General features: G+C 65.1%; 20 protein-coding genes. 19 read left to right on the top strand and 1 reads right to left on the bottom strand.

All coding sequences use genetic code 11. From position 1 onward, the window contains the following. Positions 1-60: 60 nt before the first annotated feature. The 5 genes from G8E10_RS02045 (at position 61) to olsB (ending at position 5,980) form a co-directional block, all read left to right on the top strand. A complete protein-coding gene (locus G8E10_RS02045; protein WP_425530811.1) occupies positions 61-1,137 on the top strand; it encodes a class I SAM-dependent methyltransferase in 1,077 nt (358 codons plus the stop codon). Further along, entirely contained in the window at positions 1,134-2,018 is an 885-nt protein-coding gene (locus tag G8E10_RS02040; RefSeq protein WP_167126378.1) for a TrmH family RNA methyltransferase, read from the top strand. Before G8E10_RS02045 ends, G8E10_RS02040 begins: the two co-directional genes overlap by 4 nt. Then, positions 2,015-2,542, top strand: a complete 528-nt coding sequence (gene lspA / locus G8E10_RS02035; protein ID WP_110800276.1) for a signal peptidase II — start codon at positions 2,015-2,017, stop codon at positions 2,540-2,542. The genes G8E10_RS02040 and lspA overlap by 4 nt, the downstream gene beginning before the upstream one ends. A 54-nt stretch (positions 2,543-2,596) precedes the next feature. Next, complete coding sequence (locus G8E10_RS02030) at positions 2,597-4,891, top strand: hybrid sensor histidine kinase/response regulator (RefSeq protein ID WP_167126375.1); 2,295 nt, start codon at positions 2,597-2,599, stop codon at positions 4,889-4,891. Between the two features lie 222 nt (positions 4,892-5,113). Further along, a complete protein-coding gene (gene olsB, locus G8E10_RS02025; protein WP_281517393.1) occupies positions 5,114-5,980 on the top strand; it encodes a l-ornithine N(alpha)-acyltransferase in 867 nt (288 codons plus the stop codon). A 172-nt stretch (positions 5,981-6,152) separates the two neighbouring features. On the opposite strand, the gene G8E10_RS02020 is transcribed toward olsB, so the two are convergent. Further along, positions 6,153-8,435, bottom strand: a complete 2,283-nt coding sequence (locus G8E10_RS02020; protein ID WP_167126369.1) for an NADP-dependent malic enzyme — start codon at positions 8,433-8,435, stop codon at positions 6,153-6,155. A gap of 195 nt (positions 8,436-8,630) precedes the next feature. Here G8E10_RS02020 and mutS point away from each other — a divergent pair, with 195 nt between their 5' ends. The 14 genes from mutS to G8E10_RS01950 all read left to right on the top strand — a co-directional run bounded on the left by mutS (position 8,631) and on the right by G8E10_RS01950 (position 25,720). Beyond that, positions 8,631-11,309 carry a DNA mismatch repair protein MutS gene (gene mutS / locus G8E10_RS02015; RefSeq protein WP_343289688.1) on the top strand — a complete coding sequence of 893 codons (2,679 nt, stop codon included), beginning with the start codon at positions 8,631-8,633 and terminating at the stop codon, positions 11,307-11,309. Between the two features lie 445 nt (positions 11,310-11,754). Further along, the gene (locus G8E10_RS02010) at positions 11,755-14,730 is read left to right on the top strand and encodes a [protein-PII] uridylyltransferase (protein WP_167126365.1); all 2,976 of its coding nucleotides are present in this window, start codon (positions 11,755-11,757) and stop codon (positions 14,728-14,730) included. After that, positions 14,727-16,346 (top strand): murein biosynthesis integral membrane protein MurJ, encoded by a 1,620-nt coding sequence (gene murJ, locus G8E10_RS02005; protein ID WP_167126362.1) that lies wholly within the window; start codon positions 14,727-14,729, stop codon positions 16,344-16,346. The genes G8E10_RS02010 and murJ overlap by 4 nt, the downstream gene beginning before the upstream one ends. A gap of 20 nt (positions 16,347-16,366) precedes the next feature. After that, a complete protein-coding gene (locus G8E10_RS02000; RefSeq protein WP_167126359.1) occupies positions 16,367-16,759 on the top strand; it encodes a VOC family protein in 393 nt (130 codons plus the stop codon). A 118-nt stretch (positions 16,760-16,877) separates the two neighbouring features. Continuing rightward, on the top strand, positions 16,878-17,942 hold the full coding sequence (gene trpS, locus G8E10_RS01995; protein ID WP_167126356.1) for a tryptophan--tRNA ligase: 1,065 nt from the start codon (positions 16,878-16,880) through the stop codon (positions 17,940-17,942). 75 nt (positions 17,943-18,017) lie between these two features. Further along, positions 18,018-18,509: a universal stress protein gene (locus G8E10_RS01990; protein ID WP_110727263.1), complete on the top strand. Its 492-nt coding sequence runs from the start codon at positions 18,018-18,020 to the stop codon at positions 18,507-18,509. 174 nt (positions 18,510-18,683) lie between these two features. Further along, complete coding sequence (locus G8E10_RS01985) at positions 18,684-19,250, top strand: NifU family protein (RefSeq protein ID WP_110733054.1); 567 nt, start codon at positions 18,684-18,686, stop codon at positions 19,248-19,250. 107 nt (positions 19,251-19,357) lie between these two features. Further along, a complete protein-coding gene (gene tsaB, locus G8E10_RS01980) occupies positions 19,358-20,029 on the top strand; it encodes a tRNA (adenosine(37)-N6)-threonylcarbamoyltransferase complex dimerization subunit type 1 TsaB (RefSeq protein WP_167126353.1) in 672 nt (223 codons plus the stop codon). Between the two features lies 1 nt (position 20,030). Then, positions 20,031-20,531 carry a GNAT family N-acetyltransferase gene (locus tag G8E10_RS01975; protein WP_132445962.1) on the top strand — a complete coding sequence of 167 codons (501 nt, stop codon included), beginning with the start codon at positions 20,031-20,033 and terminating at the stop codon, positions 20,529-20,531. Positions 20,532-20,538: 7 nt separating this feature from the next. Then, entirely contained in the window at positions 20,539-21,327 is a 789-nt protein-coding gene (olsA, locus tag G8E10_RS01970; RefSeq protein ID WP_167126350.1) for a lyso-ornithine lipid O-acyltransferase, read from the top strand. A 168-nt stretch (positions 21,328-21,495) separates the two neighbouring features. Further along, positions 21,496-22,887, top strand: a complete 1,392-nt coding sequence (miaB, locus tag G8E10_RS01965; protein WP_167126347.1) for a tRNA (N6-isopentenyl adenosine(37)-C2)-methylthiotransferase MiaB — start codon at positions 21,496-21,498, stop codon at positions 22,885-22,887. Between the two features lie 40 nt (positions 22,888-22,927). Continuing rightward, the gene (locus G8E10_RS01960) at positions 22,928-23,974 is read left to right on the top strand and encodes a PhoH family protein (protein ID WP_110800264.1); all 1,047 of its coding nucleotides are present in this window, start codon (positions 22,928-22,930) and stop codon (positions 23,972-23,974) included. Positions 23,975-23,977: 3 nt separating this feature from the next. Further along, the gene (ybeY, locus tag G8E10_RS01955) at positions 23,978-24,493 is read left to right on the top strand and encodes an rRNA maturation RNase YbeY (RefSeq protein WP_167126344.1); all 516 of its coding nucleotides are present in this window, start codon (positions 23,978-23,980) and stop codon (positions 24,491-24,493) included. A gap of 12 nt (positions 24,494-24,505) precedes the next feature. After that, positions 24,506-25,720 (top strand): hemolysin family protein, encoded by a 1,215-nt coding sequence (locus G8E10_RS01950; protein ID WP_167126341.1) that lies wholly within the window; start codon positions 24,506-24,508, stop codon positions 25,718-25,720. The last annotated feature ends 55 nt before the right edge of the window (positions 25,721-25,775 follow it).

Raw genomic sequence — 25,775 nt, 5'->3', positions numbered from 1 at the left:
TCCGGTCCCTCCCGCACGAGCGCTCCGCTCGCCGGACCCTCCCGGTCGGATGCCGCCGTTGTGCCGCCTCTCAAGGCAGGGGCAAAGCCCGCAGCGCAGGAGCCGCACGGACAGCGTTCCTCAAGCCGCCCGCAGCCGGCCTCGCCGCGCCCATCCCCGTCTGAGCCCCGGCAGGAAGCGCTTGCGCCCGTGACCATGCGCCCGCGAACCGGAGACAAACCCGCCGAGCGCGTGCCCGTCATTCTGGAAACCGCAGGCGAGGCCGATTATCGCCTGGTCGACAGTGGAGACGCGCTCAAGCTCGAGCAATACGGCCCCTACACGATCGTTCGCCCCGAGGCGCAGGCTCTGTGGCCGAAGTCGCAAGCCCCGCTTTGGGAGCGCGCGGATGCGATCTTCACCGGCGATACCGATGAAGACGGCATGGGCCGCTGGCGGTTCCCGCGCGAAATGCTCGGCGAAACCTGGCCGATGCGCCTGCTCGATGCCGAATTCTACGGCCGTTTCACCTCCTTCCGCCACGTCGGCGTCTTCCCGGAGCAACTGGCGCACTGGCGCTGGATGAAGACGCAGGTCGAGGATGCGGGACGACCACTGAAGGTGCTGAACCTCTTCGGCTATACCGGCGTCGCCTCGCTGATCGCGGCGAAGGCCGGGGCGGAGGTGACACACGTCGATGCCTCGAAGAAGGCCATCGGCTGGGGACGCGAAAACCAGGCGCTCGGCCGGGGCGAAAGCCTGCCGATCCGCTGGATCTGCGACGACGCCATGAAATTCATCCAGCGCGAGGAGCGCCGCGGCAGCCGCTACGATATCATCCTCACCGACCCGCCGAAGTTCGGCCGTGGTCCGAACGGCGAGGTCTGGCACCTCTTCGATCATCTCTCCGGCATGCTCGATATCTGCCGCGAACTCCTGTCCGACGATGCGCGCGGTCTCGTGCTGACGGCCTATTCCATCCGGGCAAGCTTCTATTCGATCCACGAGCTGATGCGTGAAGTCATGCGCGGCCGCGGGGGCGTCGTCGAGTCCGGCGAGCTGATCCTGCGCGAATCCGCCGGGTCGAAACAGGATGGCGAGGCCGGCTCCGGCCGGGCGCTGTCCACCTCCCTCTTCAGCCGATGGGTGCCGAAATGAGCAGCGATTACAGCGATGGCAATCCGCGCGGACAGGTGGGACGCGGCGAGGGCCGGGTCGGGCAGGTGAAGGAGGTCACGAGCCTCGCCAATCCGATCATCAAGGACATCCGCGCGCTGACGCAGAAGAAGGCGCGCGACGAGAGCGGCACCTTCATCGCCGAAGGGCTGAAGCTCGTCATCGATGCGGTCGAACTCGGCTGGACCATCCGCACGCTGGTTTATGCCAAGGCCGCCAAGGGCAAGAAGCCGGTTGATGATATCGCCGCACGCACCGTGGCCCGGGGCGGCCTCGTGCTGGAGGTCAGCGAAAAGGTCATCGCCACCGTCACCCGCCGCGACAATCCGCAGATGGTCGTCGGCGTGTTCGAGCAGCGCTACGGAAACTTGAGGGACATCAAACCGCGCGCGAACGAGACCTATGTGGCGCTCGACAGGGTGCGTGATCCCGGCAATCTCGGCACCATCATCCGCACGGCGGATGCGGCCGGCGTCTCCGGTGTCATCCTCATCGGCGAGACGACGGATCCCTTCTCGCTCGAAACCGTGCGCGCGACCATGGGCTCGGTCTTTGCCGTGCCGGTGTTCCGCGCCAGCGTGGCCGAGTTTCTCGCCTGGCAGAAGCAGGCGGGCGTCATGGTTGTGGGAACGCATCTCGCCGGTGCCGTCGATTACCGCACGATCGATTACCGCCCCCGCCCGGTCGTCGTTCTCATGGGCAACGAACAGGCGGGCCTTCCGGACGAGCTTGCAGCGAAGGCCGACAAGCTTGCCCGCATTCCGCAGGCGGGACGCGCGGATTCGCTCAACCTCGCCATTGCGACCGGCGTCATGCTCTTCGAGGCCCGTCGACACCTGCTGACACTGGACGATCGCGGATGACCGAAAGCCAGACGCCTCTTTCGCCGGCCGCGCCCGACCGCCGTCCGACCTTGTTTTCACGACCCTGGCCGATCGCGATCTTCATCATCATCGCCCTCCTGCTCGATCAGGCGATCAAGCAGGCGGTCGAGGCTTACCTGCCGATGGAGGAGGCCGTTCACGTCATCCCCATGCTGGCGCTCTATCGGGTCTATAATTACGGCGTCGCCTTCTCCATGCTGTCGGGCATGGAGGGCTGGTTCATCGTCGGCATGCGCCTCGTCGTGGTTTGCTTCGTGCTCTGGCTTTGGCGCAAGACGCCGAAGGACCGGTTCTTTGCTCATCTCGGCTACGCGATGATCATCGCCGGCGCGCTCGGCAATCTGGTCGACCGGTTTCTCTATGGGTATGTGATCGACTATATCCTGTTCTACACCGAGACATGGTCCTTCGCCGTCTTCAACCTTGCCGATGCCTTCATCACCGTCGGGGCCGGCGCGATCGTGCTGGACGAAATCCTGCAGGCAAAAAAACGCGATCGTTAGAATGCGAACGATCGCCTGAAATCATTTCCAACGGCTGCGTGATAGATAACGCGCATGAGCGAGCCGTCGAAACTGCAGCGCGAGATCATACGGAAACTGTCGCAGCACACCGCAGCGCCGGATGTTCTCCCGCCACGCACGCCCTTTCCGGAGCATGGCGCCGCTGAAACGAACCCCGGCACCACCCGCGTCTCCGCCTTTCGCCCGGCCATTGCCGGCGCCGGCCTTCTCGCCTCCGCTGCCATCGTCGCGGTCGGTCTGGAAGAAAATCTCCTCCTGCTCCCTATCGGGCTTGCCATTGCGGGTATCGCCGGAACAGCCATTCTTGTCAGTGACTGGCGCCGCAGCCGGCACGGCACCGGCGCAACATTCGAACGGTCCGGCGACCGTGCCTGGGAAGCCCGCGAAGCCAGCATGTCGCGGTTCGCAATCCACGATGCGCTTGGCGATATGGCGATCCTGCGCGACGCCAGGGGCGTTATTCTTGAGGCAAACGAGACCTTCCGGGCCTTGGCCGGAGCGCCGGAGCCCGAGGGACAGCGTTGCGAGGCGCTGGGGCTCGAACTCCGGCCCGCCGGCACCTCCGGTCGCTATACGGTCGAGGTCACGACCGCAGATGGCCTGCGCTCTTTCGACTGGCATGACGTGCTGATACGCGAGGCGGACACGGGCACGCTGCGTATCGTCAGCGTCGGGCGGGATATCACCGACAATGTCAGCGCGGCGCGTAGCAGTGAGGCGGCGCTCCGGAGGGTCGAGGCCGAAAGCCAAGCGAAATCCCACCTGCTGGCAACCGTCAGCCACGAGATCCGCACGCCGCTCTCCGGTATTCTCGGAATGAGCGATCTCCTCGACCAGACCCGGCTGAGCGCTCAGCAGGCGAACTATCTCGCCGGCATGCGCCAGTCCGGCCACGATCTCGTGCAACTGGTCGACGACCTCCTCGATTGCGCCTCTATGGAAGCCGGGCGGTTTGCCCTGCGGCCGACGCGCCAAGCCTTGCGGCCGCTGGTCGAGAGCGTCGTGGAGATGCTATCGCATCGCGCTCATGCAAAGGGCATCGAGATCGCCTCCACGATCGCCGCCGATGTGCCGGACACGCTGCAGATCGACGGTCCTCGGCTGAAGCAGGTCCTGTTCAACGTGGTGGGCAACGCCGTCAAGTTCACGACGACCGGCGGCGTCCTCGTCAGCTGCGCCGAGCAGCAGGGCGCACTTGTGCTGCGGGTGACCGACACGGGGCCGGGCATGACCCCTGACGACCAGTCCCGCATCTTCGACGCCTTCGAGCAGGCCGGCGATACCGCCTCGAAAGCCGGCGGAACGGGTCTCGGCCTTGCCATATCGCGTCGGATCATCAGGGCCTTCGGGGGCGATATCACCGTCTCCAGCCGCCTTGGGATCGGCAGCATCTTCGAGATCCGCTTTCCCCTGAAGGCATCCCCAACGCCGCTGGCCACGGCCCGCACCCGGACGCTCGCCACCTCCCGCGTGCTCCTCGTCGCGCCGAAAGGCCCCGCCTCCGAAGCGCTGGCCGCGACGATCGAGACGCTCGGCGGCCGCTGCCGCATCGTCTCGACCATCGAGCAGACCAGTCATTTTCTGAAGATCGCAATGGATGCGGGTAGCGAGGAGCGTCTCACCGACATCATCGTCGATCACCGCTGTGCTGCCCTCTTCCGGCGGATCTGCGACGACAGGCCCGACCTCGAAGCCTTGCCGCTGCGCAGAACCTATCTGGTCAATCCGGAAGAGCGCATCCAGCAGCCGCTGCACCAGACCGACGGCTTCCACGCCTGGCTGATCCGCCCCCTGCGGGAGCGCTCGCTGGTGGCAGTGCTCAAGGGGCAGCTGAAGGGCATCGAGGTTCGCGATGCGATCAACGACAATCGTCCGGTCCTCAGGGACGTGGTGGAAACCTCTTGCGAACCCGTACCGCTTGCCGTGCAAACCGTGCTCCTCGGCGAGGACGATCCGGTCAATGCCGCAATCCTCCGCAGCACGCTGGAGCGCGCCGGTTACACCGTGCGGCACGTCGTCGATTTCGCCGCCATGGGCGATATCCTCGATCACGGGCTGTCAAATGCCGCGGGCGAGGGGCAGGCGCCGAAGATCCTGATCACCGACCTCAATATGCCCCATGGCGACGGCCTGACGATGCTGCGCCGTCTACGCCTCTCCGAACGGTTGACGGACGGCGCATCACGGCTCCCCGTCATCGTACAGACGTCGGATCGTCGCCCCGAAACGCACCGTGATCTGCTGGAGGCAGGTGCGGACGCCGTCCTTGCAAAGCCCGCCGATCCCAAATCCCTGATCGAGCGGGTCGCCCGATTGATCGCCGGCTAAGGATCGGTCCGTAAGCCTTGTCACGGTCTTGTTGCAGTGACATGCTTAAAGGCCTGCAGGAAGCGGACTGCCACCGCGGCCCGAGTGCGATTCGGAAAATGTCGGGAAAATGCCCGTCGTCTTTTCCAGGCGTTCGCGGCCAACGTGCAGACGCATGCTCGCGATTAGGGGTAATCTGCGATGACGATCGAAATTCTGGAATCCGTTTCGGCTCTCCGCACCATGTCCGTGCCCGTACCGAGCCCGACTATCGTCCGTTCGCGTCCGCCGCGCGAGACGGCGCCGGCCAGCGACGTGCTCGGTCGCATCGGGCCGCTTGAAACCCGGATCGCCCGCACGGCCTCCGAAATCGATGCCGCACAGGCGTTGCGCTACAAGGTGTTCGTCGAGGAGATGGGCGCCCGCGTGCCGGCCGGTGCCGCCTTGATCGGCCGCGATATCGACGGCTGGGATGCCGTCTGCGACCATCTTCTGGTGCTGGACACATCGCTGCCGGGCCAGTCCGAGGCGCAGATCGTGGGAACCTACAGGCTGCTGCGCCAGGACGTGGCGGCGGCTGCCGAGGGCTTCTATTCCGCCTCCGAATTTCTCGTAGACCCGCTGATCGCCCGTCACCCCGGCAAGCGCTTCATGGAACTCGGCCGCTCCTGCGTGCTGCCCTCCTATCGCACCAAGCGCACGGTGGAGCTTCTCTGGCAGGGCAACTGGGCCTATGCGCTGAAGCACGGCATCGACGCCATGTTCGGCTGCGCCTCGTTTCCCGGTACCGTCCCCGAACATCACGCGCTGGCTCTGTCCTTCCTGCACCACACGGTGCCGGCAAGCGGCGAGTGGCAGGTGAAGGCGCGGCCGGAACTCTACCGCGTCATGGACCTGATGCCTGTCGAGGCCATCCAGGCCCGCGCCGCCCTCTCGGCCATGCCGCCCTTGATCAAGGGATATCTGCGCATCGGCGCCATGGTCGGCGACGGGGCCGTGGTGGACGAGGCCTTCCGCACGACCGACGTTCTCGTCGTCCTGCCGATCACCAACATCGCCGGCCGCTACCTCAACTACTACGGCGCGGACGCGACCCGCTTCGCCCTCTAAACGGCGAAAAGGTCGCTCCGATACGGTCGCGAACTTGACGGGTTGCTCATGTGAGCCGCGGCATGCCGGGGGACGATGAACCTCCACACGAGGCCTGAAGCATAAAACACTCAAGCCCTCCCCAATCAGGGAAGGGCGGTTTTCGTACATATCAGGCAGACCCGATCGCCCTTTACCCGGCGTTATAAGCCGCCAGTGCCGCCATGTTGACGATCTCGGAGTCCTTGGCGGTCAGCGAGACGATCTGCACGGACTTGTCGAGGCCGACCAGCAGCGGGCCGATAATCGTGGCGCCGCCGAGTTCCTGCAGCATCTTGGTCGAGATGGACGCGGAGTGGAACGCCGGCATGACGAGCACGGTTGCCGGGCCGGACAGGCGGCAGAACGGGTACTGCTCCATCACCTTCATATTCAGCGCGACATCGGCCGCCATTTCGCCGTCATATTCGAAATCGACGCGCCGCCGGTCGAGGATCTTGACCGCCTCGCGAACCCGCTCCGACCGTTCACCCTGCGGATGGCCGAAGGTGGAATAGGCGAGCATCGCCACGCGCGGCACATAGCCGAGGCGTCGGGCAAGGCCTGCGGCCTCCACGGCGATGTCGGCGAGTTCTTCCGACGAGGGCATGTCGTGCACCGCCGTATCCGCCACCAGAACCGTGCGGCCCCGGCAGAGCGCGATCGACACGCCGATGACCCGGTGGCCGGGCTTGGCGTCGATGCAGCGCCTGACGTCGTCGAGCGCGGTCGAATAGTTGCGGGTGATGCCCGTCACCATGCCGTCGGCGTCACCCAGCGCGACCATGCAGGCGGCGAAGTGATTGCGGTCATTGTTGATCAGCCGCTGCGCATCGCGGAAGAGGTAGCCCTCCCGCTGCAGGCGGGCATAGAGATAATCCGTATAGGCGCCGGTGCGATCGGAAATGCGCGCATTGACGAGCTTGATCCCGGGGCGGTCGAGATCGATGCCCTCGCGCGCCGCCGTTTCGCGCATGCGGTCCTCGCGGCCGAGCAGCAGCGCGGTGCCGAGCTTCTGGTTGGCATAGGCAAGGGCCGAGCGCATCATCGGCACTTCCTCGCCCTCGGTGAAGACGATCCGCTTCGGCGCGAGCCGCACGCGCTCGTAGATCCGCGCCAGCGTCGAGGCGATCGGGTCGCGGCGCATCGAGAGCTGGTGGCCATAGGCGGCAAGGTCGGTGATCGGCTTCTGCGCCACGCCGCTCTCCATCGCCGCCTTGGCGACGGCGACCGGAATGGATGAGATCAGGCGCGGATCGAAGGGAACGGGGATGATGTACTGAGCCCCGAAGCGCGGACGGTTGCCCTGATAGGCTGCCGCGACGTCGTCCGGCACGTCTTCCTTGGCAAGGCTCGCCAGCGCCCGGGCCGCGGCGATCTTCATCTCTTCGTTGATCGTGGAAGCGCGCACGTCGAGCGCGCCGCGGAACATGTAGGGGAAACAGAGCACGTTGTTGACCTGGTTCGGATAGTCCGAGCGCCCGGTTGCCATGATCGCGTCGTCACGAATGGAGGCTACCTCTTCCGGCGTGATTTCCGGGTCGGGATTGGCCATGGCGAAGATGATCGGCCGGGGTGCCATCGAGCGGATCATGGCTTCCGAGAAGGCGCCCTTCTGCGACAGGCCGAGCACGACATCCGCGCCGTCCATCGCCTCTTCCAGCGTCCGCCGGTCGGTCTTGGCGGCGTGGGCCGACTTCCACTGGTTCATGCCTTCGGTGCGGCCCTGGTAGATCACGCCCTTGGTGTCGCACATGATGACGTTTTCGGGTGCAAAGCCGAGTGATTTGATCAGCTCCACGCAGGCGATGGCCGCAGCACCCGCGCCGTTGCAGACGAGGCGCGTGGTCTTCAGGTCGCGGCCGGTCAGTTCCAGCGCGTTGATCAGGCCGGCCGTCGCGATGATCGCGGTGCCGTGCTGGTCGTCGTGGAACACCGGAATGTCCATGATCTCGCGCAGCTTCTGCTCGATGATGAAGCACTCCGGCGCCTTGATATCCTCGAGGTTGATGCCGCCGAAGGAGGGGCCGAGATAGCGCACGCAGTTGATGAAGGTATCGGCATCTTCCGTATCGACCTCGAGGTCGATGGAATCGACGTCCGCGAACCGCTTGAAGAGGACCGACTTGCCTTCCATGACCGGCTTGGAGGCCAGCGCGCCGAGATTGCCGAGGCCGAGAATGGCGGTGCCGTTGGAGATGACGGCGACCATGTTGCCGCGCGTCGTATAGTCATAGGCCGTCGCCGGATCGGCCGCGATGGCCTTCACGGGAACGGCAACGCCGGGTGAATAGGCCAGCGACAGATCGCGCTGTGTCGCCATGGGCTTCGTCGGCGTGATCTCCAGCTTGCCGGGACGTCCCTGCGAGTGAAAATCCAGCGCTTCCTGATCCGTGACGGCTGTTCCGCCTGCGCGGGCCTTGCGTTCGTTTGCCATGATGATGCTCCCTCGGATCCCTCAAGCTTCTGTGGGCGGCCACCCCCGGCCGCGCTTTCTTGTTGTCTTCTATAGACGCCGTTCGCTAGGGTGACACTGTCTTTTTGGCCGGCTCGCGGCTTTTTTAGCAAAATCTGGTATATCTTGACGACACACTTTTCATCACCGGCCGAAGCAACGACGGCGCCATCCTCCGTGCCGCCGGAGGTGCGCGTGCAGGCGACGCCGATGATGGAACAGTATATCGAGATCAAGGCCAACAATCCGGGCTCCCTGCTGTTTTACCGGATGGGCGATTTCTACGAGCTGTTCTTCGACGATGCGCTGGAAGCTTCGCGCGCACTCGGGATCGTTCTGACGAAACGCGGGCAGCATCTCGGCCAGGACATTCCCATGTGCGGCGTGCCCATCCACGCCGCCGACGATTACCTGCAGAAGCTCATCGGCCTCGGCTTCCGCGTCGCCGTGTGCGAGCAGATCGAGGATCCGGCGGAGGCCCGCAAACGCGGCTCCAAGTCCGTCGTCAAGCGCGACGTGGTGCGTCTCGTCACGCCCGGCACGATCACGGAAGAAAAGCTGCTCGTCGCCTCCGAGAGCAACTACCTTATGGCGATGGCCCGCCTGCGCGGCAGCGCCGAGCCCGCCTTTGCGCTTGCCTGGATCGACATTTCCACAGGCATCTTCCGGCTGTCGGAAACGACGGAAACGCGGCTTCTCGCCGATATCCTGCGCATCGAGCCGCGCGAACTCATTCTGGCCGACACGCTGTTCCACGATCCAGACATGCGGCCCGTGCTCGACGTCATCGGTCGCGTCGCCGTGCCGCAGCCGGCCATCCTGTTCGATAGCGCCACCGCGGAAAATCGCCTGGCCCGCTATTACGGCGTGAAGACGCTCGATGGCTTCGGCCAGTTCTCGCGCGCCGAGCTCGCCGCCGCCTCGGCCGCCGTCGGCTATGTCGAAAAGACCCAGCTGGCCGAGCGCCCGCCGCTCGACACGCCCGAGCGCGAAAGCGCCGCCTCGACCCTCTTCATCGATCCCGCCACCCGGGCGAACCTGGAACTGGTCAAGACGCTCTCCGGCAGCCGGGACGGGTCTCTGCTGCGGGCGCTCGACCGGACGGTGACCGGCGGCGGTGGGCGCCTCCTTGCCGAGCGGCTGATGTCGCCGCTGACCGATCCGGAGCGCATTCGCACCCGTCTCGATTCCATCGCCACCATCCTCGCGCAGCCCGCGCTCTGTGCCGATCTGCGCGCGGCGCTGAAGCATGTGCCGGACATGCCCCGCGCCCTGTCGCGTCTCTCGCTCGGCCGCGGCGGCCCGCGCGATCTCGGCGCCGTGCTCATCGGCATTCGCACCGGTGCCGACATCGCCCGGCTCATCGATCAGCCCGATCTGCCGCCGGAGCTGGAGGCTGCACGCACCGCGCTCGCCGCGTTGCCTTCCGAGCTTTCCGAAAAGCTCGCCGGCATGCTGGCCGACGATCTCCCGCTTCTGAAGCGCGATGGCGGCTTCCTGCGCGACGGCTGTCACGCCGAGCTCGACGAGATGCGCGCTCTTCGCGACCAGTCGCGCCGGGTCATCGCCGCGCTGCAGCTGAGCTACGCCGAGGAAACCGGCATCCGGTCGCTGAAGATCAAATACAACAACGTGCTCGGCTATTTCATCGAGGTGACCGCGGGAAATGCCGGTCCGATGACGGAGGGGGAGGGTGCCAAGGCCCGCTTCATCCACCGCCAGACCATGGCCAACGCCATGCGCTTCACCACCACGGAGCTTGCCGATCTCGAAACCAAGATCGCCAACGCCGCCGACCGGGCGCTTGGCCTTGAGCTTGCTGCCTTCGACAGCATGGTGGAAGCTGTCATTGCCGCGGCAGACCAGATCAAGGCGGCAGCGCTCGCCCTTGCCGTCCTCGACGTTTCCGCCGGGCTTGCCGTGCTGGCCGAGGAGCAGGATTACCGCCGCCCGACGGTCGATAGCTCCAAGATGTTCGCGATCGACGGTGGCCGGCATCCGGTGGTCGAGCAGGCGCTGCGCCGCCAGGCCTCCGCGGCCTTCGTCGCCAATACCTGCGATCTTTCGCCCCTCTCGCCGGAGGGAGACGGCGCCTTGTGGCTGCTGACTGGCCCCAATATGGGCGGTAAATCGACGTTTCTCCGCCAGAACGCGCTGATCGCGATCATGGCGCAGATGGGCTCCTACGTGCCCGCCGCCAGCGCCCATATCGGCGTGGTCGATCGCCTGTTTTCCCGCGTCGGCGCCTCCGACGACCTCGCGCGCGGCCGCTCCACCTTCATGGTCGAAATGGTCGAGACGGCCGCCATCCTCAACCAGGCGACGGACCGCTCGCTCGTCATCCTCGACGAGATCGGCCGGGGAACCGCGACCTTCGATGGCCTGTCGATCGCCTGGGCGGCCGTCGAGCATCTGCACGAGGCCAATCGCTGCCGCGGCCTGTTCGCCACGCATTTTCACGAGCTGACTGTTCTCTCGGAAAAGCTCAAACGCCTGTCCAACGTCACCATGCGCGTCAAGGAATGGGACGGCGACGTGATCTTCCTGCACGAGGTCGGCCCGGGTTCGGCCGATCGCTCCTACGGCATCCAGGTCGCCCGTCTCGCCGGCCTGCCCGCAGCCGTCGTCGCACGCGCAAAGGACGTGCTGGCGAAACTGGAGGACGCCGACCGGAAGAACCCGGCCAGCCAACTGATCGACGATCTCCCCCTGTTCCAAGTGGCCATCCGCCGCGAGGAGATCTCCCGCGCCAAGCCGTCCGCGGTGGAAGATGCGCTGAAGCGCCTCAACCCGGACGACATGACGCCGCGCGAGGCGATGGATGCGCTTTACGCCCTGAAGAAGCAGCTCTCCTGACACTTCTCCTCAACGAGATCCTCATCTCGCAGCACACGCTCTCGGGCCTTCAGCGGCAGCCAAATCCGCCAACCAAGTCCCCTCTCCCCGCATGCGGGGAGAGGGTTAGGGTGAGGGGCTACCGCACCCGCTGAACGCGCAGCAAGCCCCTCATCCGGCTGCCGCCACCTTCTCCCCGCACGCGGGGCGAAGGGACGTGGGGCTTGACCTTCCCCTGTCGCCTCCACCATATCCAGCTCTGGGTCAGGCGAGCAGCCTAAGGACGCCCTCGAAAGGGCGCAATTGCCCGTTGGAAACGATGCATCGGCCGGGTCGGAAACGTCTTGGCAATCGTTTTGCCCTATACCCTTCAGACCCTGGCGGGAAATGGGGGTCGGGGTACAAGCGACGATCGCGCTGCGACCGGTGGCCCGTTGACGCCGGAAGGGCGGAAGGTTCGAATGTGATGCCAAAACAGCGGCTCGCAACTATCGCGCGCCCGGAGTACATCCGGCCGGCGCCAAGGAGACAGGACATCGACTTCAGCGACATCCTGGACATCGCAGCCCTCAAGGCCAAGGTGGATTTCATCGCGTCGGCGCATGCCGAACAGCGCGACCCGATGCGTCAGGCCCTGCTGGCCGCGCTGAAAGACGCCAATGCCCGTGGCCGCGCCAAAGCCTACGAACTCCTGGAGGAGGACGGCGGCGGGCTTGCCTGTGCGGCCCGGATTTCCTGGCTGCAGGACCGGCTGATCGCCATCCTGCACGATTTCGTGCTGAACCACGTCTTCAACGCGGCCGGCATGCCGCCTTCCATGCAGATCGCGGTGGCGGCCGTCGGCGGCTATGGTCGCGGCACGCTCGCCCCCGGCTCCGACATCGATCTCTTATTCCTGCTCCCGGCGCGAAAGCTGCCCTTCTGCGAGCCGGCGATCGAGTACATGCTCTATCTCCTCTGGGATATGGGCTTCAAGGTCGGCCATGCCACCCGCACGGTGGAAGAGTGTATCCGCCTGTCCGAAGAGGACATGACGATTCGCACCGCCATTCTCGAAGCGCGCCTGATCTGCGGCTGCGCCGGGCTGGTGGATGATCTGGAAGCCCGTTTCGACGACGAGATCGTCCGCAATACGGGTCCGCAATTCATCGCCGCCAAGCTGGCCGAGCGCAACGAGCGCCACCGCAAGGCCGGCGACACGCGCTACCTCGTGGAGCCCAACGTCAAGGAAGGCAAGGGCGGCCTGCGCGATCTGCACACGCTGTTCTGGATCGCCAAATATTACTACCGCGTCCGCGAGTCCTCCGATCTCGTCAAGCTCGGCGTGCTCTCGCGCTCCGAATACCATCTGTTCCGCAAGTCGGACGATTTCCTCTGGGCCGTGCGTTGCCATATGCACTTCCTGACCGGCAAGGCCGAAGAGCGCCTGTCGTTCGACATCCAGCGCGAGATCGCCGAGAGCCTCGGCTATCAGGATCATCCCGGCATGACCTCGGTCGAGCGCTTCATGAAGCACTACTTCCTGGTCGCCAAGAATGTCGGCGACCTCACGCGCATCTTCTGCGCGGCGCTGGAGGACCAGCAGGCCAAGGAACTGCCCGGCTTCTCCGCCGTCATCAACCGCTTCCGCCGCCGCGTCCGCAAGATCGCCGGCTCGCTCGAATTCGTCGACGATGGCGGCCGCATCGCGCTGGCAAGCCCCGACATCTTCCGGCGCGATCCGGTCAACCTCATCCGCTTCTTCCACATCGCCGACGTCAACGGTCTGGAGTTCCACCCGGCCGCTCTCAAGCAGCTGACCCGGTCGCTCGGCCTTATCACGCCGGCCCTGCGCGAGAACGAGGAGGCCAACCGCCTCTTCATCTCCATCCTCACTTCGCGCCGCGACCCGGAGCTGGTGCTGCGCCGCATGAACGAGGCCGGCGTACTCGGCCGCTTCATCCCCGAGTTCGGCCGCATCGTCTCGCTGATGCAGTTCAACATGTACCACCACTACACGGTGGACGAGCACCTGCTGCGGGCCGTGGACATGCTGTCGCGCATCGATCGCGGGCTCGATCAGGATATCCACCCGCTCGCCGCCAAACTCATGCCGCAGGTGGAGGAGCGCACCGCACTCTACGTCGCCGTGCTCCTGCACGATGTCGCCAAGGGTCGCCCGGAGGATCACTCGCAGGCCGGCGCCCGGCTCGCCCGTCGCCTCGCACCCCGCTTCCGCCTGACGCACAAGCAGACCGAAACGGTGTCTTGGCTGATCGAGGAACACCTGACCATGTCGATGGTCGCGCAGACCCGCGACCTCAACGACCGCAAGACGATCCTCGACTTCGCCGAACGCGTCCAGTCGCTCGACCGGCTGAAGATGCTAATGATCCTCACCGTCTGCGACATCCGCGCCGTCGGCCCGGGCGTGTGGAACGGTTGGAAGGGGCAGCTGCTCCGCACGCTCTACTACGAGACTGAGCTTCTGCTGTCCGGCGGGTTTTCGGATGTGCCGCGCAAGGAGCGCGCCGCGCACGCGGCCTCGCTGTTGTTCGATGCGCTCGAGGATTTCAGCAGCAAAGACCGCAAGACCTATTCGCGGCTGCACTACCAGCCCTATCTGCTGTCCGTGTCGCTCGACGATCAGGTCCGCCATGCCCGCTTCATCCGTGAAACGGACAAGGCCGAGCGGACGCTCGCCACCATGGTGCGGACGCATCAGTTCCATGCCATTACCGAGATCACGGTTCTTGCGCCCGACCATCCACGCCTGCTCGCCATCATCGCCGGCGCCTGTGCCGCCGCCGGCGCCAACATCGTCGATGCGCAGATCTTCACGACATCGGACGGTCGCGCGCTCGACACCATCCTCATCAACCGCGAATTCACCGTCGATGACGACGAGACGCGGCGCGCGGCCAGCATCGGCCGGATGATCGAGGACGTGCTTTCGGGCAAGAAGGACCTGCCGGGCGTCATTGCCAGCCGCACCAAGGGCCGCAAGCGCAACAAGACCTTCACCGTGCCGCCTGCCGTCACGATCAGCAATTCGCTGTCGAACAAGTTCACGGTGGTCGAGGTCGAATGCCTCGACCGGACGGGCCTTCTGTCGGAGATCACGGCGGTGCTGGCGGATCTGTCGCTCGACATCCATTCCGCCCACATCACCACCTTCGGCGAGAAGGTCATCGACACATTCTACGTGACCGACCTCCTAGGCGCGAAGATCACCAACGAGACACGGCACAGCCATATCACCGCCCGCCTCAAGGCCGTGATGGCGGAACAGGCCGACGAGGTGCGCGACCGCATGCCGGCCGGCATCATCGCGCAGGGGATTGCGCCCCTCGGCCATGCACCCTTGGGTCCTTCGCCGGAGGGCAGTGCCGTCCCCCAAGGTGCGGCGGCCCCGTCGAACACGCGGTCCGCAGGGTCCCGCAAGATGAAAGCTGACGGATGAGCCTTGCCCGCAAGTTTGCAACCGTCGGCGGAGCCACGCTCGGCAGCCGGCTGCTCGGCTTCGGCCGCGAGACGCTGATGGCCGCGGCGCTGGGCACCGGCCCCATGGCCGATGCCTTCTACGCCGCGTTCCGCTTTCCCAATCTCTTCCGCCGCCTCTTTGCCGAAGGCGCGTTCAACGCCGCCTTCGTGCCGCTGTTTGCCAAGGAGATCGAGGCGAACGGCATCGACGGTGCGAAGCGCTTTTCCGAGGAGGTTCTCGGCGTCCTCTTCACGGTGCTGCTCGTCATCACCATCGCCATGGAACTGGCCATGCCGCTGATCGTCTCGACGATCATCGCGCCGGGCTTCGTCAACGACCCCGAAAAGTTCGACGTCACGGTCAAGCTCGCCATCGTGATGTTTCCCTATCTCATGTGCATGTCGCTGACGGCGATGCTGTCGGGTATGTTGAACTCGCTGCACCACTATTTCGCAGCCGCCATAGCCCCCGTCTTTCTGAACCTGACCCTGATTGCAGCACTCGCCTATGGTCTTTGGACAGGCGCCGACCCGCTGATGACGGCCTGGTATCTCTCCTGGGGCGTGCTCGTTGCCGGTATCCTGCAAATGGCGGTGCTTTATGCCGGCGTGCGCCATGCCGGCATGCGGTTCGGCCTGCGCCGCCCGCGCTACACGCCCAACGTCAAGCGCCTGCTGGTGCTCGCCTTTCCCGCCGCCATCACCGGTGGCATCACCCAGATTAACCAGCTCATCGGCCAGATGATCGCCTCCACCAAGGACGGCGCCATCGCCGTGCTGCAATATGCCGACCGGGTTTACCAGCTGCCGCTCGGCGTCGTCGGCATCGCCGTCGGCGTGGTGCTGCTGCCGGAGCTGTCGCGCGCCCTTCGCGGCGGTGCGGTGAAGGAAGCGGCGAACCTGCAAAACCGCTCGCTCGAATTCGTGCTGTTCCTCACGCTGCCGGCCGCCGGCGCCATCTGGGTCATCTCCGACGAAATCGTGCGCGTGCTTTACGAGCGCGGCGCCTTCTCGCCGGCCACCACGGCCACGGTCGCCTCGACGCTGGCGATCTACGGCCTCGGCCTTCCCGCCTTCGTGATGATCAAGGCGCTCAACCCCGGCTTCTTCGCGCGCGAAGACACCAAGACGCCGATGCGGTTCACCGGTATCTCGGTCGCCTTCAACTGCCTGCTCGCCGTATCGCTGTTCCCGATCTACGGCGAACGCGGCATCGCCACGGCCGAAGCCGCCTCCGGCTGGCTGACGACGGTGCTGCTCTTCGTGACGCTCGTCCGCCGCGGCCACTGGGAGTGGGAGCCAGCCTTGTTTTCCCGCGTCCTGCGTCTCGTCTCGGCAACGGTCGTCATGGCGGTCTCGCTGCACTACGCCTCCGGCTATCTCGCCGACTGGCTGACCCCACAGGCGCGTCTTCTGACGCAGCTGACGGCCCTGATGCTGCTGATCGGCATGGCGATGATCGTCTATTTCGCGCTCGCCTTCGCCATCGGCGGCGCTGACGCCTCGATGCTTCGCCGCAACCTGAAGCGCAAGCCGCGCCCCGAAACCGCTCAGGAGGAGGCGGACACCAGCGTCCTGCCTCCGCCGCAAATGTGACCACAGCCACGAGGCAACCGATGCAACAGACCATCGCCCGCATCACCCTCGTGGTGCCCGATTACGACGACGCCATCGCCTTCTATCGTGACAGCCTCGGCTTCGAGCTTCTGGAAGACCTCGATATGGGGGACGGAAAGCGCTGGGTGGTGCTGCGGCCCCGCGGTGCGCGCGAAACCGCGCTGCTGATCGCCAAGGCGGACGGCGCGGCGCAGGCGGCGGCCATCGGCAACCAGACCGGCGGGCGCGTCGCGTTCTTTCTGCACACCGACGATTTCGCGCGCGACCACGCCGCCATGCTCGCCAAGGGCGTCGCCTTCCGGGAAGAGCCGCGGCATGAGCCTTACGGCACCGTTGCGGTCTTTGCCGATCCCTTCGGCAATCTCTGGGATCTCCTGCAGCCGGCCGGTTGAGACTGACGGACAGAGAACCACCTTGATTGTCGGGCACCGCCCGTGCATAAGCCCGGAAAATTCTGCCGGCCGTTTCTGCGGCAGACCGCATGATTTCCCGCGCCTGATCGAGGTCTCCATGTCAAACTTTCCGCCGCTCGTCTTCTCCGGTGTCCAGCCGACAGGCAATCTTCACCTCGGCAATTATCTCGGCGCGATCCGCAAATTCGTGGCGCTGCAGGACAATAACGACTGCATGTATTGTGTGGTCGACCTGCATTCGATCACGGCGCAGCTGGTGCATGAGGACCTGCCGGGTCAGATCCGCTCGATCGCCGCAGCCTTCATCGCCTCCGGCATCGACCCCAAGGCCCATATCGTCTTCAACCAGTCGGCCGTGCCGCAGCACGCGGAGCTTGCCTGGATCTTCAACTGCGTCGCGCGCATCGGCTGGATGAACCGCATGACGCAGTTCAAGGACAAGGCCGGCAAGGACCGCGAGAATGCCTCGCTCGGGCTGCTTGCCTATCCCAGCCTGATGGCCGCCGACATCCTCGTCTACCGCGCGACGCATGTGCCGGTCGGCGACGACCAGAAGCAGCATCTGGAGCTCACGCGCGACATCGCCATGAAGTTCAACCTCGATTATCAGGCCCACATCCGCAAGGGCGGCAAGGGCATCGACATCACGGTCGGCGAAGAGCCCGTGCATGCCTATTTCCCGATGGTCGAGCCGATGATCGACGGGCCGGCGCCGCGCGTCATGAGCCTGCGCGATGGCACGAAGAAGATGTCGAAGTCCGATCCGTCCGATCTCTCGCGCATCAACCTCGTGGATGACGCCGAGACGATCTCGAAGAAGATCCGGAAGGCAAAGACCGATCCGGATGGCTTGCCCTCGGAGATCGAAGGTCTTGCCGGACGCCCGGAAGCCGACAATCTCGTCGGCATCTATGCCGCCCTTGCCGACCGCACCAAGGCCGAGATCCTCGCCGAGTTCGGCGGCCAGCAGTTCTCCGTCTTCAAGCCGGCGCTGGTCGATCTCGCGGTCAACGTGCTCGCGCCGATCACCAGCGAAATGTCGCGGCTGATGGGCGACACCAGCCACATCGATGCTATCCTGCGTGATGGCGGCGAGCGTGCACGGGCGCGGGCGGAAACCACGATGCGCGAGGTTCGCGAGATCATCGGCTTCCTCCAGTAGGCGGCTTCCGTCACCGGACGGGGACGAGACGAAAACGGCCTTGCGAAGGGCCGGCGCGAATGTCAGAGTTCCCACATGGTCTCGACACGTCTCTCACGCATGGAAGGTCACCGCCGCAAGTTTCTGGCGGTGATCGACGACACCCCGGAATGCGGCCGCGCCGTCCACTATGCCGGCATGCGCGCCAAACATTCCTCCGGCGCCCTTGCTCTGCTCTATGTCATCCCCGATGGCGATTTCCAGCAGTGGCTGGGCGTAGAGGGAATCATGCGGGCCGAGGCCCGTGCCGAAGCGGAAGCGACACTTGCAAAGGTCGCGCATGACGTGCGCGAGAAGATCGGCATCGAGCCGGAAATGATCATCCGCGAGGGGCTTCCGACCGAGCAGATCTACGGCCTCATCGAGGAAGACCGGGATATCGCCATTCTGGTTCTCGCCGCCGGCTCCTATAAGGACGGCCCCGGCCCGCTGGTCGCCTCCATCGCCGGCAAAACGGCGGTCTTCCCGATCCCCGTCACCGTCATCCCGGATTTGCTGACGGACGAAGAGATCGATGCGCTGAGCTGATCGGACGCAGCCTGTCGGCGACGGATCTTTCTGTCCAACGACCTGCACCTCTGGTATGCAGGCTCGGCAATCACCATTTCACGGTCGGAGCGCAGGCTTGATGGCGAGGCGCGAGACGCCTATGCTCATCCGGCATTCTTTGACCGTCGGCCTTGACCCGACAGGGAGCACATCATGTTCATTCAGACCGAATCGACCCCGAACCCCGCAACGCTGAAGTTCCTGCCGGGCAAGGTCGTGCTGGAAACCGGCACGGCCGAGTTTCGCGACGAGACCGAGGCCCGCGCGAGTTCCTCGCTCGCCGCCCGCATCTTCGATATTCCCGGCGTCACCGGCGTCTATTTCGGCTACGACTTCATCACCGTCACCAAGGCGGATGCCGAGTGGCAGCACCTGAAGCCCGCCATCCTCGGCTCCATCATGGAGCACTTCATGTCCGGCCAGCCGATCATGGCGGGGCAGGGCCGTGCGGAAGAGGTCGATCAGGAAGGCGAGTTCTTCGAGAAGGGCGACGAGACCATCGTCGCGACCATCAAGGAACTGCTGGAAACCCGCGTCCGCCCGGCCGTCGCCCAGGACGGCGGCGACATCACCTTCAAGGGTTTTCGCGATGGCACCGTCTTCCTCAACATGAAGGGCGCCTGTTCGGGCTGCCCCTCTTCGACCGCGACCCTGAAGCATGGCGTACAGAATCTTCTGCACCACTTCGTGCCCGAGGTTCAGGCCGTCGAAGCGGTCTGATCCGCAACCGATAAGACTGCCCTTCAGGAAGCGCCGGGGGCGGCGCTTCCTAGGGGATCAACGACCGCCCGGGGGACGGGCATCCTGAGACGGGGCCATCCTTCCGCATGATCGTTCTTGCCATCGACACCGCCGGCACAGCCTGCAACGTCGCGCTCTATGATGCCGCGCGCGACGCGACCCTGAGCACCGCCGGCGCCGATATCGGCCGCGGCCATGCCGAGCGCTTGATGGGCTTCATCGACGAAGCACTGGAGGCGGCCGGCCTCGAGATGGACAAGGTCGATCGCATCGCCGTCACCATCGGTCCCGGCTCCTTTACCGGCATCCGCGTCGGCGTTGCCACAGCCCGAGGCCTCGGGCTTGCTCTGGGCCGTCCCGTCGTCGGCATTTCCGTCCTGCAGGCACTGGCCACATCCGTTCTCGCCACCGCGCCCGGCCATCCCGTCCTTATCGTCACCGATGCCAAGCGCGAGGAGGTCTATCTCCAGACGTTCGACGCCGCGGGACAGCCGATGGCTGAAGCCGAAGCACTCGATGTCGGCGCCGCCCGAGCCACGTTCGCCACCTTTGCCGGTACCATCAGCGGCTCCGGCGCATCCCTGTTGCGCGAAGACGCAGCGGCGGAAGCGAGCGAAAGGCCGTTCGATACCGCCGATATCGCGGTCGTGGCAAAGCTCGGCGCGGCCGCCGATCCCGCGACCGCCCTGCCGAAACCGCTTTACCTCCGAGGCCCGGACGTCCGCTCTCAGGCGGGCTTTGCCGTGGCACGCGCCTGAGATGGCATTGATCGACTACTTCATCCGCCGTCCGGAGTTCGATATCTTCGACATGAATGTCGATCATCTCCCAGGCGTCGCGCGCATTCACGCCGCTCTCTTCAAGCCGGCCTGGAGCGCCAGCGAATTTCACGCACTGCTTCTGCAGGAAAGCGTCTTCGGCTTCGTCGCCCGCCAGAACAATGCGGCCAGTGGATCGGCGATGGGCGGCTTCGTGCTGACACGATCGGCCGGCGGCGAAGCGGAAATCCTGACCATTGGCGTCGATCCCCGCTATGTCAGGGTCAGCCTCGGATGGCGCCTGATGCAGGCTGCGCTCGGCCGTGCCCGGCAGGATGGCGCAGAGGCGATGTTCCTCGAAGTCGATCAGGCCAATGTGGCCGCACTGGCGCTCTACCGCCGGCTGGGCTTCCGCAAGGTCGGCGAGCGCAAGGCCTATTACAAGCCGTCCGGCCCGGATGCCGCCCCCGGCGGTGCCGACGTTCTCCGTCTCGATCTCTGAGCGGCCGATGATCGTCTGGCTCCGGATCGTCGTCTGCGTCTCGCTCCTCGTTCTGGCGACGCTTCTGCTCGCGCCGGTACAGCTCTTCCTGCTCTGGCGCAACGGACCGGCAAGGCGAACCCTGCCGCGTCTCTGGCACCGCATCGCCTGCCGCATGATCGGGCTTCGGGTGCATGTCCACGGCGCGCTGGATACACGGCGACCGCTCCTGCTCGTGGCGAACCATGTCAGCTGGAAGGACATCCTCGCCCTCGGCTCGGTCGCAGATGTCGTCTTCATCGCAAAAGCAGAGGTGAAGGCATGGCCCGTGTTCGGCCTGCTCGCCCGTCTGCAGGCAACCATCTTCGTCGCACGCGAGCAGAAGCGCACCACGGGCAATCAGGTCAACGAGATCGGCGCACGCCTCGCCGCGGGCGAAATCGTCGTGCTCTTTCCCGAAGGCACGACCTCCGATGGCAACCGGCTGCTGGAGATCAAGACCTCGCTTTTCGGAGCCGCCGCTGCCGCCGTACCGCTGGCGCCAGAGGGAACCGTCCACGTCCAGCCGGTCGCCATCGCCTACACAAAAGTCCACGGCATGCCGATGGGCCGCTACCACCGCCCCATCGCCGCCTGGCCGGGCGATATCGAGCTCGTGCCGCATCTCATGGGCGTCCTGCGCGAAGGCGCCGTGGATGTCGATCTCGTCTTCGGCGACACCATCGCCTACCGCGCCGACAGTAACCGGAAGCAGGTAAGCCGGGAGGTGGAGAGGCAACTGAAAGGCATGCTGCTAGCGCGGCTTCGGGGGCGATGAGGATGTTTTAAGGAAAACCCTCTTGTATCCAAAGAGCCTCCAATCCTACAGAAACAATGCTCTTTGGATACAAGAGGGTTTTCCTTCCTTTTTCCTGTCTCCCATCCCTACACCTTCCCAAATCCCACATCGCTTCATTTCCAGCCCGATTTGCGCTATGCACCTGGCATGACCGACCAAACGCTCCTCGCTCCCCCATCCGCCCTCGCTCCGGCACCCACGAAAAAGGTCTTCGTGAAGACCTATGGCTGTCAGATGAACGTCTATGATTCCGACAGGATGACGGACGCGCTGGCGAAGGATGGCTATGTCGCGACCGACAATGCGGAGGATGCGGACCTCGTTCTTCTGAACACCTGTCACATCCGGGAGAAGGCAGCCGAAAAGGTCTACTCCGCCCTTGGCCGGCTGCGCGACCTGAAGAAGCGCAAGGCGGGCGAAGGGCGCGAGATGATGATCGGCGTGGCCGGCTGCGTGGCGCAGGCCGAGGGCGACGAGATCCTGCGTCGGGCGCCCGCCGTCGATCTCGTCATCGGGCCGCAGACCTATCACCGCCTGCCGGAGGCGCTGAAGCGCGTCAGCCGCGGCGAGCGCGTGCTGGAAACCGACTACGCGATCGAGGACAAGTTCGAACATCTGCCGGCGCCCGACAAGGCAAAGACCCGCGCCCGCGGCGTCACCGCCTTTTTGACGGTACAGGAGGGTTGTGACAAGTTCTGTACCTTCTGCGTCGTGCCCTATACGCGCGGCTCGGAAGTCTCCCGCCCCATGGCGCAGATCGTCGCGGAAGCCGAGAAGCTGGTGTCCGCCGGCGTTCGCGAAATCACGCTGCTCGGACAGAACGTCAACGCCTGGCACGGCACCGTCACCTCTGGCGGCGAGGGCCTAGGCGCTCTCCTGCAACGGCTGTCGGAAATCGATGGCCTCGCGCGCCTGCGCTACACCACCAGCCATCCGCGCGACATGGACGACAGCCTGATCGAAGCGCACCGCTCCCTGCCGGCGCTGATGCCCTACCTGCATCTGCCGGTCCAGTCCGGCTCGGACCGTATCCTCAAGGCCATGAACCGGCGTCACACGGCGGCCGAATATGTAGCGCTGGTCGAGCGAATCCGCCGCGCCCAGCCGAACCTCGCTTTGTCGGGCGATTTCATCGTCGGCTTTCCCGGCGAGACCGATGCGGATTTCGAGGACACGCTGAGCCTCGTGCGCACCATTGGTTATGCACAGGCATTTTCGTTCAAATATTCAACCCGTCCGGGCACGCCCGGCGCGGACCTCAAGGATCAGGTGCCGGAGGATATCAAGGCCAAGCGCTTGGAAACGCTACAGGCTTTGCTTCTCGAGCAGCAGCGCGCCTTTAACGAAAGCTGCATCGGCCGCACGATCGATCTGCTTCTGGAAAAGCCCGGCCGCATGCCCGGTCAGCTTATCGGTCGCTCGCCCTGGCTGCAGTCGGTGAATGTTGATGCAAAGGGCGTGGAAATCGGTGACATTATCAAGGTACGAATCACCGCCGCGGGTCCTAACAGTTTGTTTGCCGACGTGGTCGACGACTGATACAATCAGGGCCTGACGACATCCTCGGGAGCCCTGCCGCTTGAACGGACACGAATTGGTTTCAAACCCGCCGCGCCAGTCGAAGACAACGCCTACGACAGACGCCAATCACTTCGTGCTCACATTCGAGAACAACCGCTTTGCGAGCGAGCTGTTCGGACAATACGATCAGAACCTCAAGCTTATCGAGCAGCGCCTGCATGTGGATGCCCGCCCGCGCGGCAATTCCGTGGCGATCTCGGGCGAGGTGACGGCGACCAATCAGGCGCGCCGGGCACTGGATTATCTCTACGGTCGCCTGCAAAAGGGCAGCACGGTCGAGACCTCCGACGTCGAGGGCGCGATCCGCATGGCCGTTGCCGCCGACGACCAGTTGCAGCTTCCCACGATGGAGAAGAAGGCCAAGTTGAACCTCGCGCAGATCTCGACCCGCAAGAAGACCATCGCCGCCCGCACGCCGACGCAGGATGCCTATATCCGCGCGCTGGAGCGCTCTGAGCTCGTCTTCGGCGTCGGCCCGGCCGGTACCGGCAAGACTTACCTCGCTGTGGCCTATGCCGCACAGCTTCTGGAACGCGGCGCGGTCGATCGCATCATCCTCTCGCGCCCGGCCGTCGAGGCCGGCGAGCGCCTTGGCTTCCTGCCCGGCGACATGAAGGAGAAGGTCGATCCTTATCTCCGCCCGCTTTACGATGCGCTCTACGATATGATGCCCGGCGACAAGGTCGAGCGGGCGATCACCGCCGGCGTCATCGAAATCGCCCCGCTCGCCTTCATGCGCGGCCGCACACTCGGCAATGCCGTCGTCATTCTCGACGAGGCGCAGAACACCACGACCATGCAGATGAAGATGTTCCTGACGCGACTCGGCGAGAACGGTCGCATGATCGTGACGGGCGACCCGAGCCAGGTCGACCTGCCGCGCGGCACCAAGTCGGGCCTCGTGGAAGCGCTGCAGATCCTGAAAGAGGTCGAGGGCGTGTCGGTCGTGCGCTTCAAGGACGTTGATGTCGTGCGCCACCCGATGGTCGCGCGCATCGTGCGGGCCTACGAGGCGCAGACGGCCGTGCCGGACGAAAGCCTGTAAAGCATGTCGCAAACATCCTTGCTGGAACTTCAGGTCAGCGTCGAAGAAGGCGGCTGGCCGGACGAAGCCGTGCTCGAGGCGTCGAGCACGCGCATCCTCGAACATGCCGCCGCCTTTCTCGCGCGCGAGGAGGGCCAGCCCTTCCCGAAGATGACGCCGGAACTGTCTCTCGTCTTCACCAGCGACGCGGAAATCCGCAGCATCAATGCGGAATGGCGCAGCCAGGACAAGCCGACCAACGTCCTGTCCTTCCCGGCCTTTCCCGTGGTGCCGGGCGGCATGCCGGGCCCGATGCTGGGCGATATCGTGCTGGCTTACGAGACGCTGGTGCGCGAATCAGAAGACCTCGGGAAGCCCTTCGATGACTATCTGACACATCTTCTGGTACATGGTTTCCTGCATCTTTTCGGCTACGACCACCTGGAAACAGAGGATGCGGAGCAAATGGAACAGCTGGAGACTCGCATTCTCTCGGGTCTTGGGGTATCTGATCCTTATGGGGACAGCGATCCCGTTTGACAGTTTGGAACGATGAGCGACTTCAGATCACAGCCGGCCGTGGCTGGCAAAGACGATGCCGACGCCTCCAGTCAGGACGAACCGGGCAGTAGTAGCGCGGTCCAAGCCTACGAGGCCGAAGCCGCCGACGCCCTCAAGCCCGAGGCGCACAAGCCGGAAGGCCACCGGCACCATACCTCTTTCTGGGCCCGTGCGGCCCGCCTGTTCCGCAGCCCGAACGGCGCCACGATCCGCGAGGATCTTGCCGACGCCCTGATGGCGGATCCGGGGGCCGACGAGGTCTTCTCGCCGGCCGAGCGCGCCATGCTCAACAACATCCTGCGCTTTCGCGAAGTGCGCGTAGAAGATGTGATGGTGCCGCGCGCCGATATCGAGGCCGTCGACCAGAGCATCACCATCGGCGAACTCATGATCATCTTCGAGGAGTCCGGGCGCTCGCGCATGCCGGTCTACAGCGAAAGCCTCGATGATCCTCGCGGGATGGTCCACATCCGCGATCTCCTCTCCTATGTGACGAAGCAGGCGCGCGCCCACCGCCGCGGCCCGCCCCGCGTGGCGGCATCGCCCGCCGTGGCGGCCCTCGCTGCGGATCGTCCGCAGAAGGTGCAGCGCCAGCCGCGCGCCGGCATCGACCTTGCCCGTATCGATCTCGACAAGACGGTGGAAGAGGCGGGCATCATTCGCCAGGTTCTGTTCGTGCCGCCGTCCATGCATGCCTCCGACCTCATGCAGCGCATGCAGGCCGCGCGCATCCAGATGGCGCTCGTCATCGATGAATATGGCGGCACCGATGGGCTGGCCTCCCTGGAGGACATCGTCGAAATGGTCGTCGGCGATATCGAGGACGAGCATGACGACAGCGAGGTCATGTTCTCCCGCACGTCGGACGACATCTTCGTCGCCGATGCCCGCGTCGAGCTCGAGGTGATCGCGGCTGCGATCGGCCCGGATTTCGACGTGCGCGAGCAACTGGAGGAAGTGGATACGCTGGGTGGACTGGTGTTCGCATCCCTCGGCCGCATTCCCGCTCGCGGCGAGGTCGTGCAGGCCCTGCCGGGATTCGAATTCCAGGTTCTGGATGCCGACCCCCGGCGCGTGAAGAAGGTCCGGATCGTCCGCAAGCGCCCACCGGCCCGCCGCCGCGTGACCGTGAAGGGCGAGGAAGACGTTGGTGTCGAGCCCCCACGGACCGAAGCGACCTCCACCGAAGAGCCGTCCGGCCGCTGACGGCTGCGACGCCGTTCCGCAGGGCAGGTCGTGGCATGGCCTTTTCCTGCGCGTC

The organism is Ferranicluibacter rubi (genome assembly GCF_011603255.1).
Taxonomy (GTDB): Bacteria; Pseudomonadota; Alphaproteobacteria; order Rhizobiales; family Rhizobiaceae; genus Ferranicluibacter; species Ferranicluibacter rubi.
Note: the sequence above shows the minus strand (reverse complement) of the source record. Positions and strands in the feature narration are given on the sequence as shown.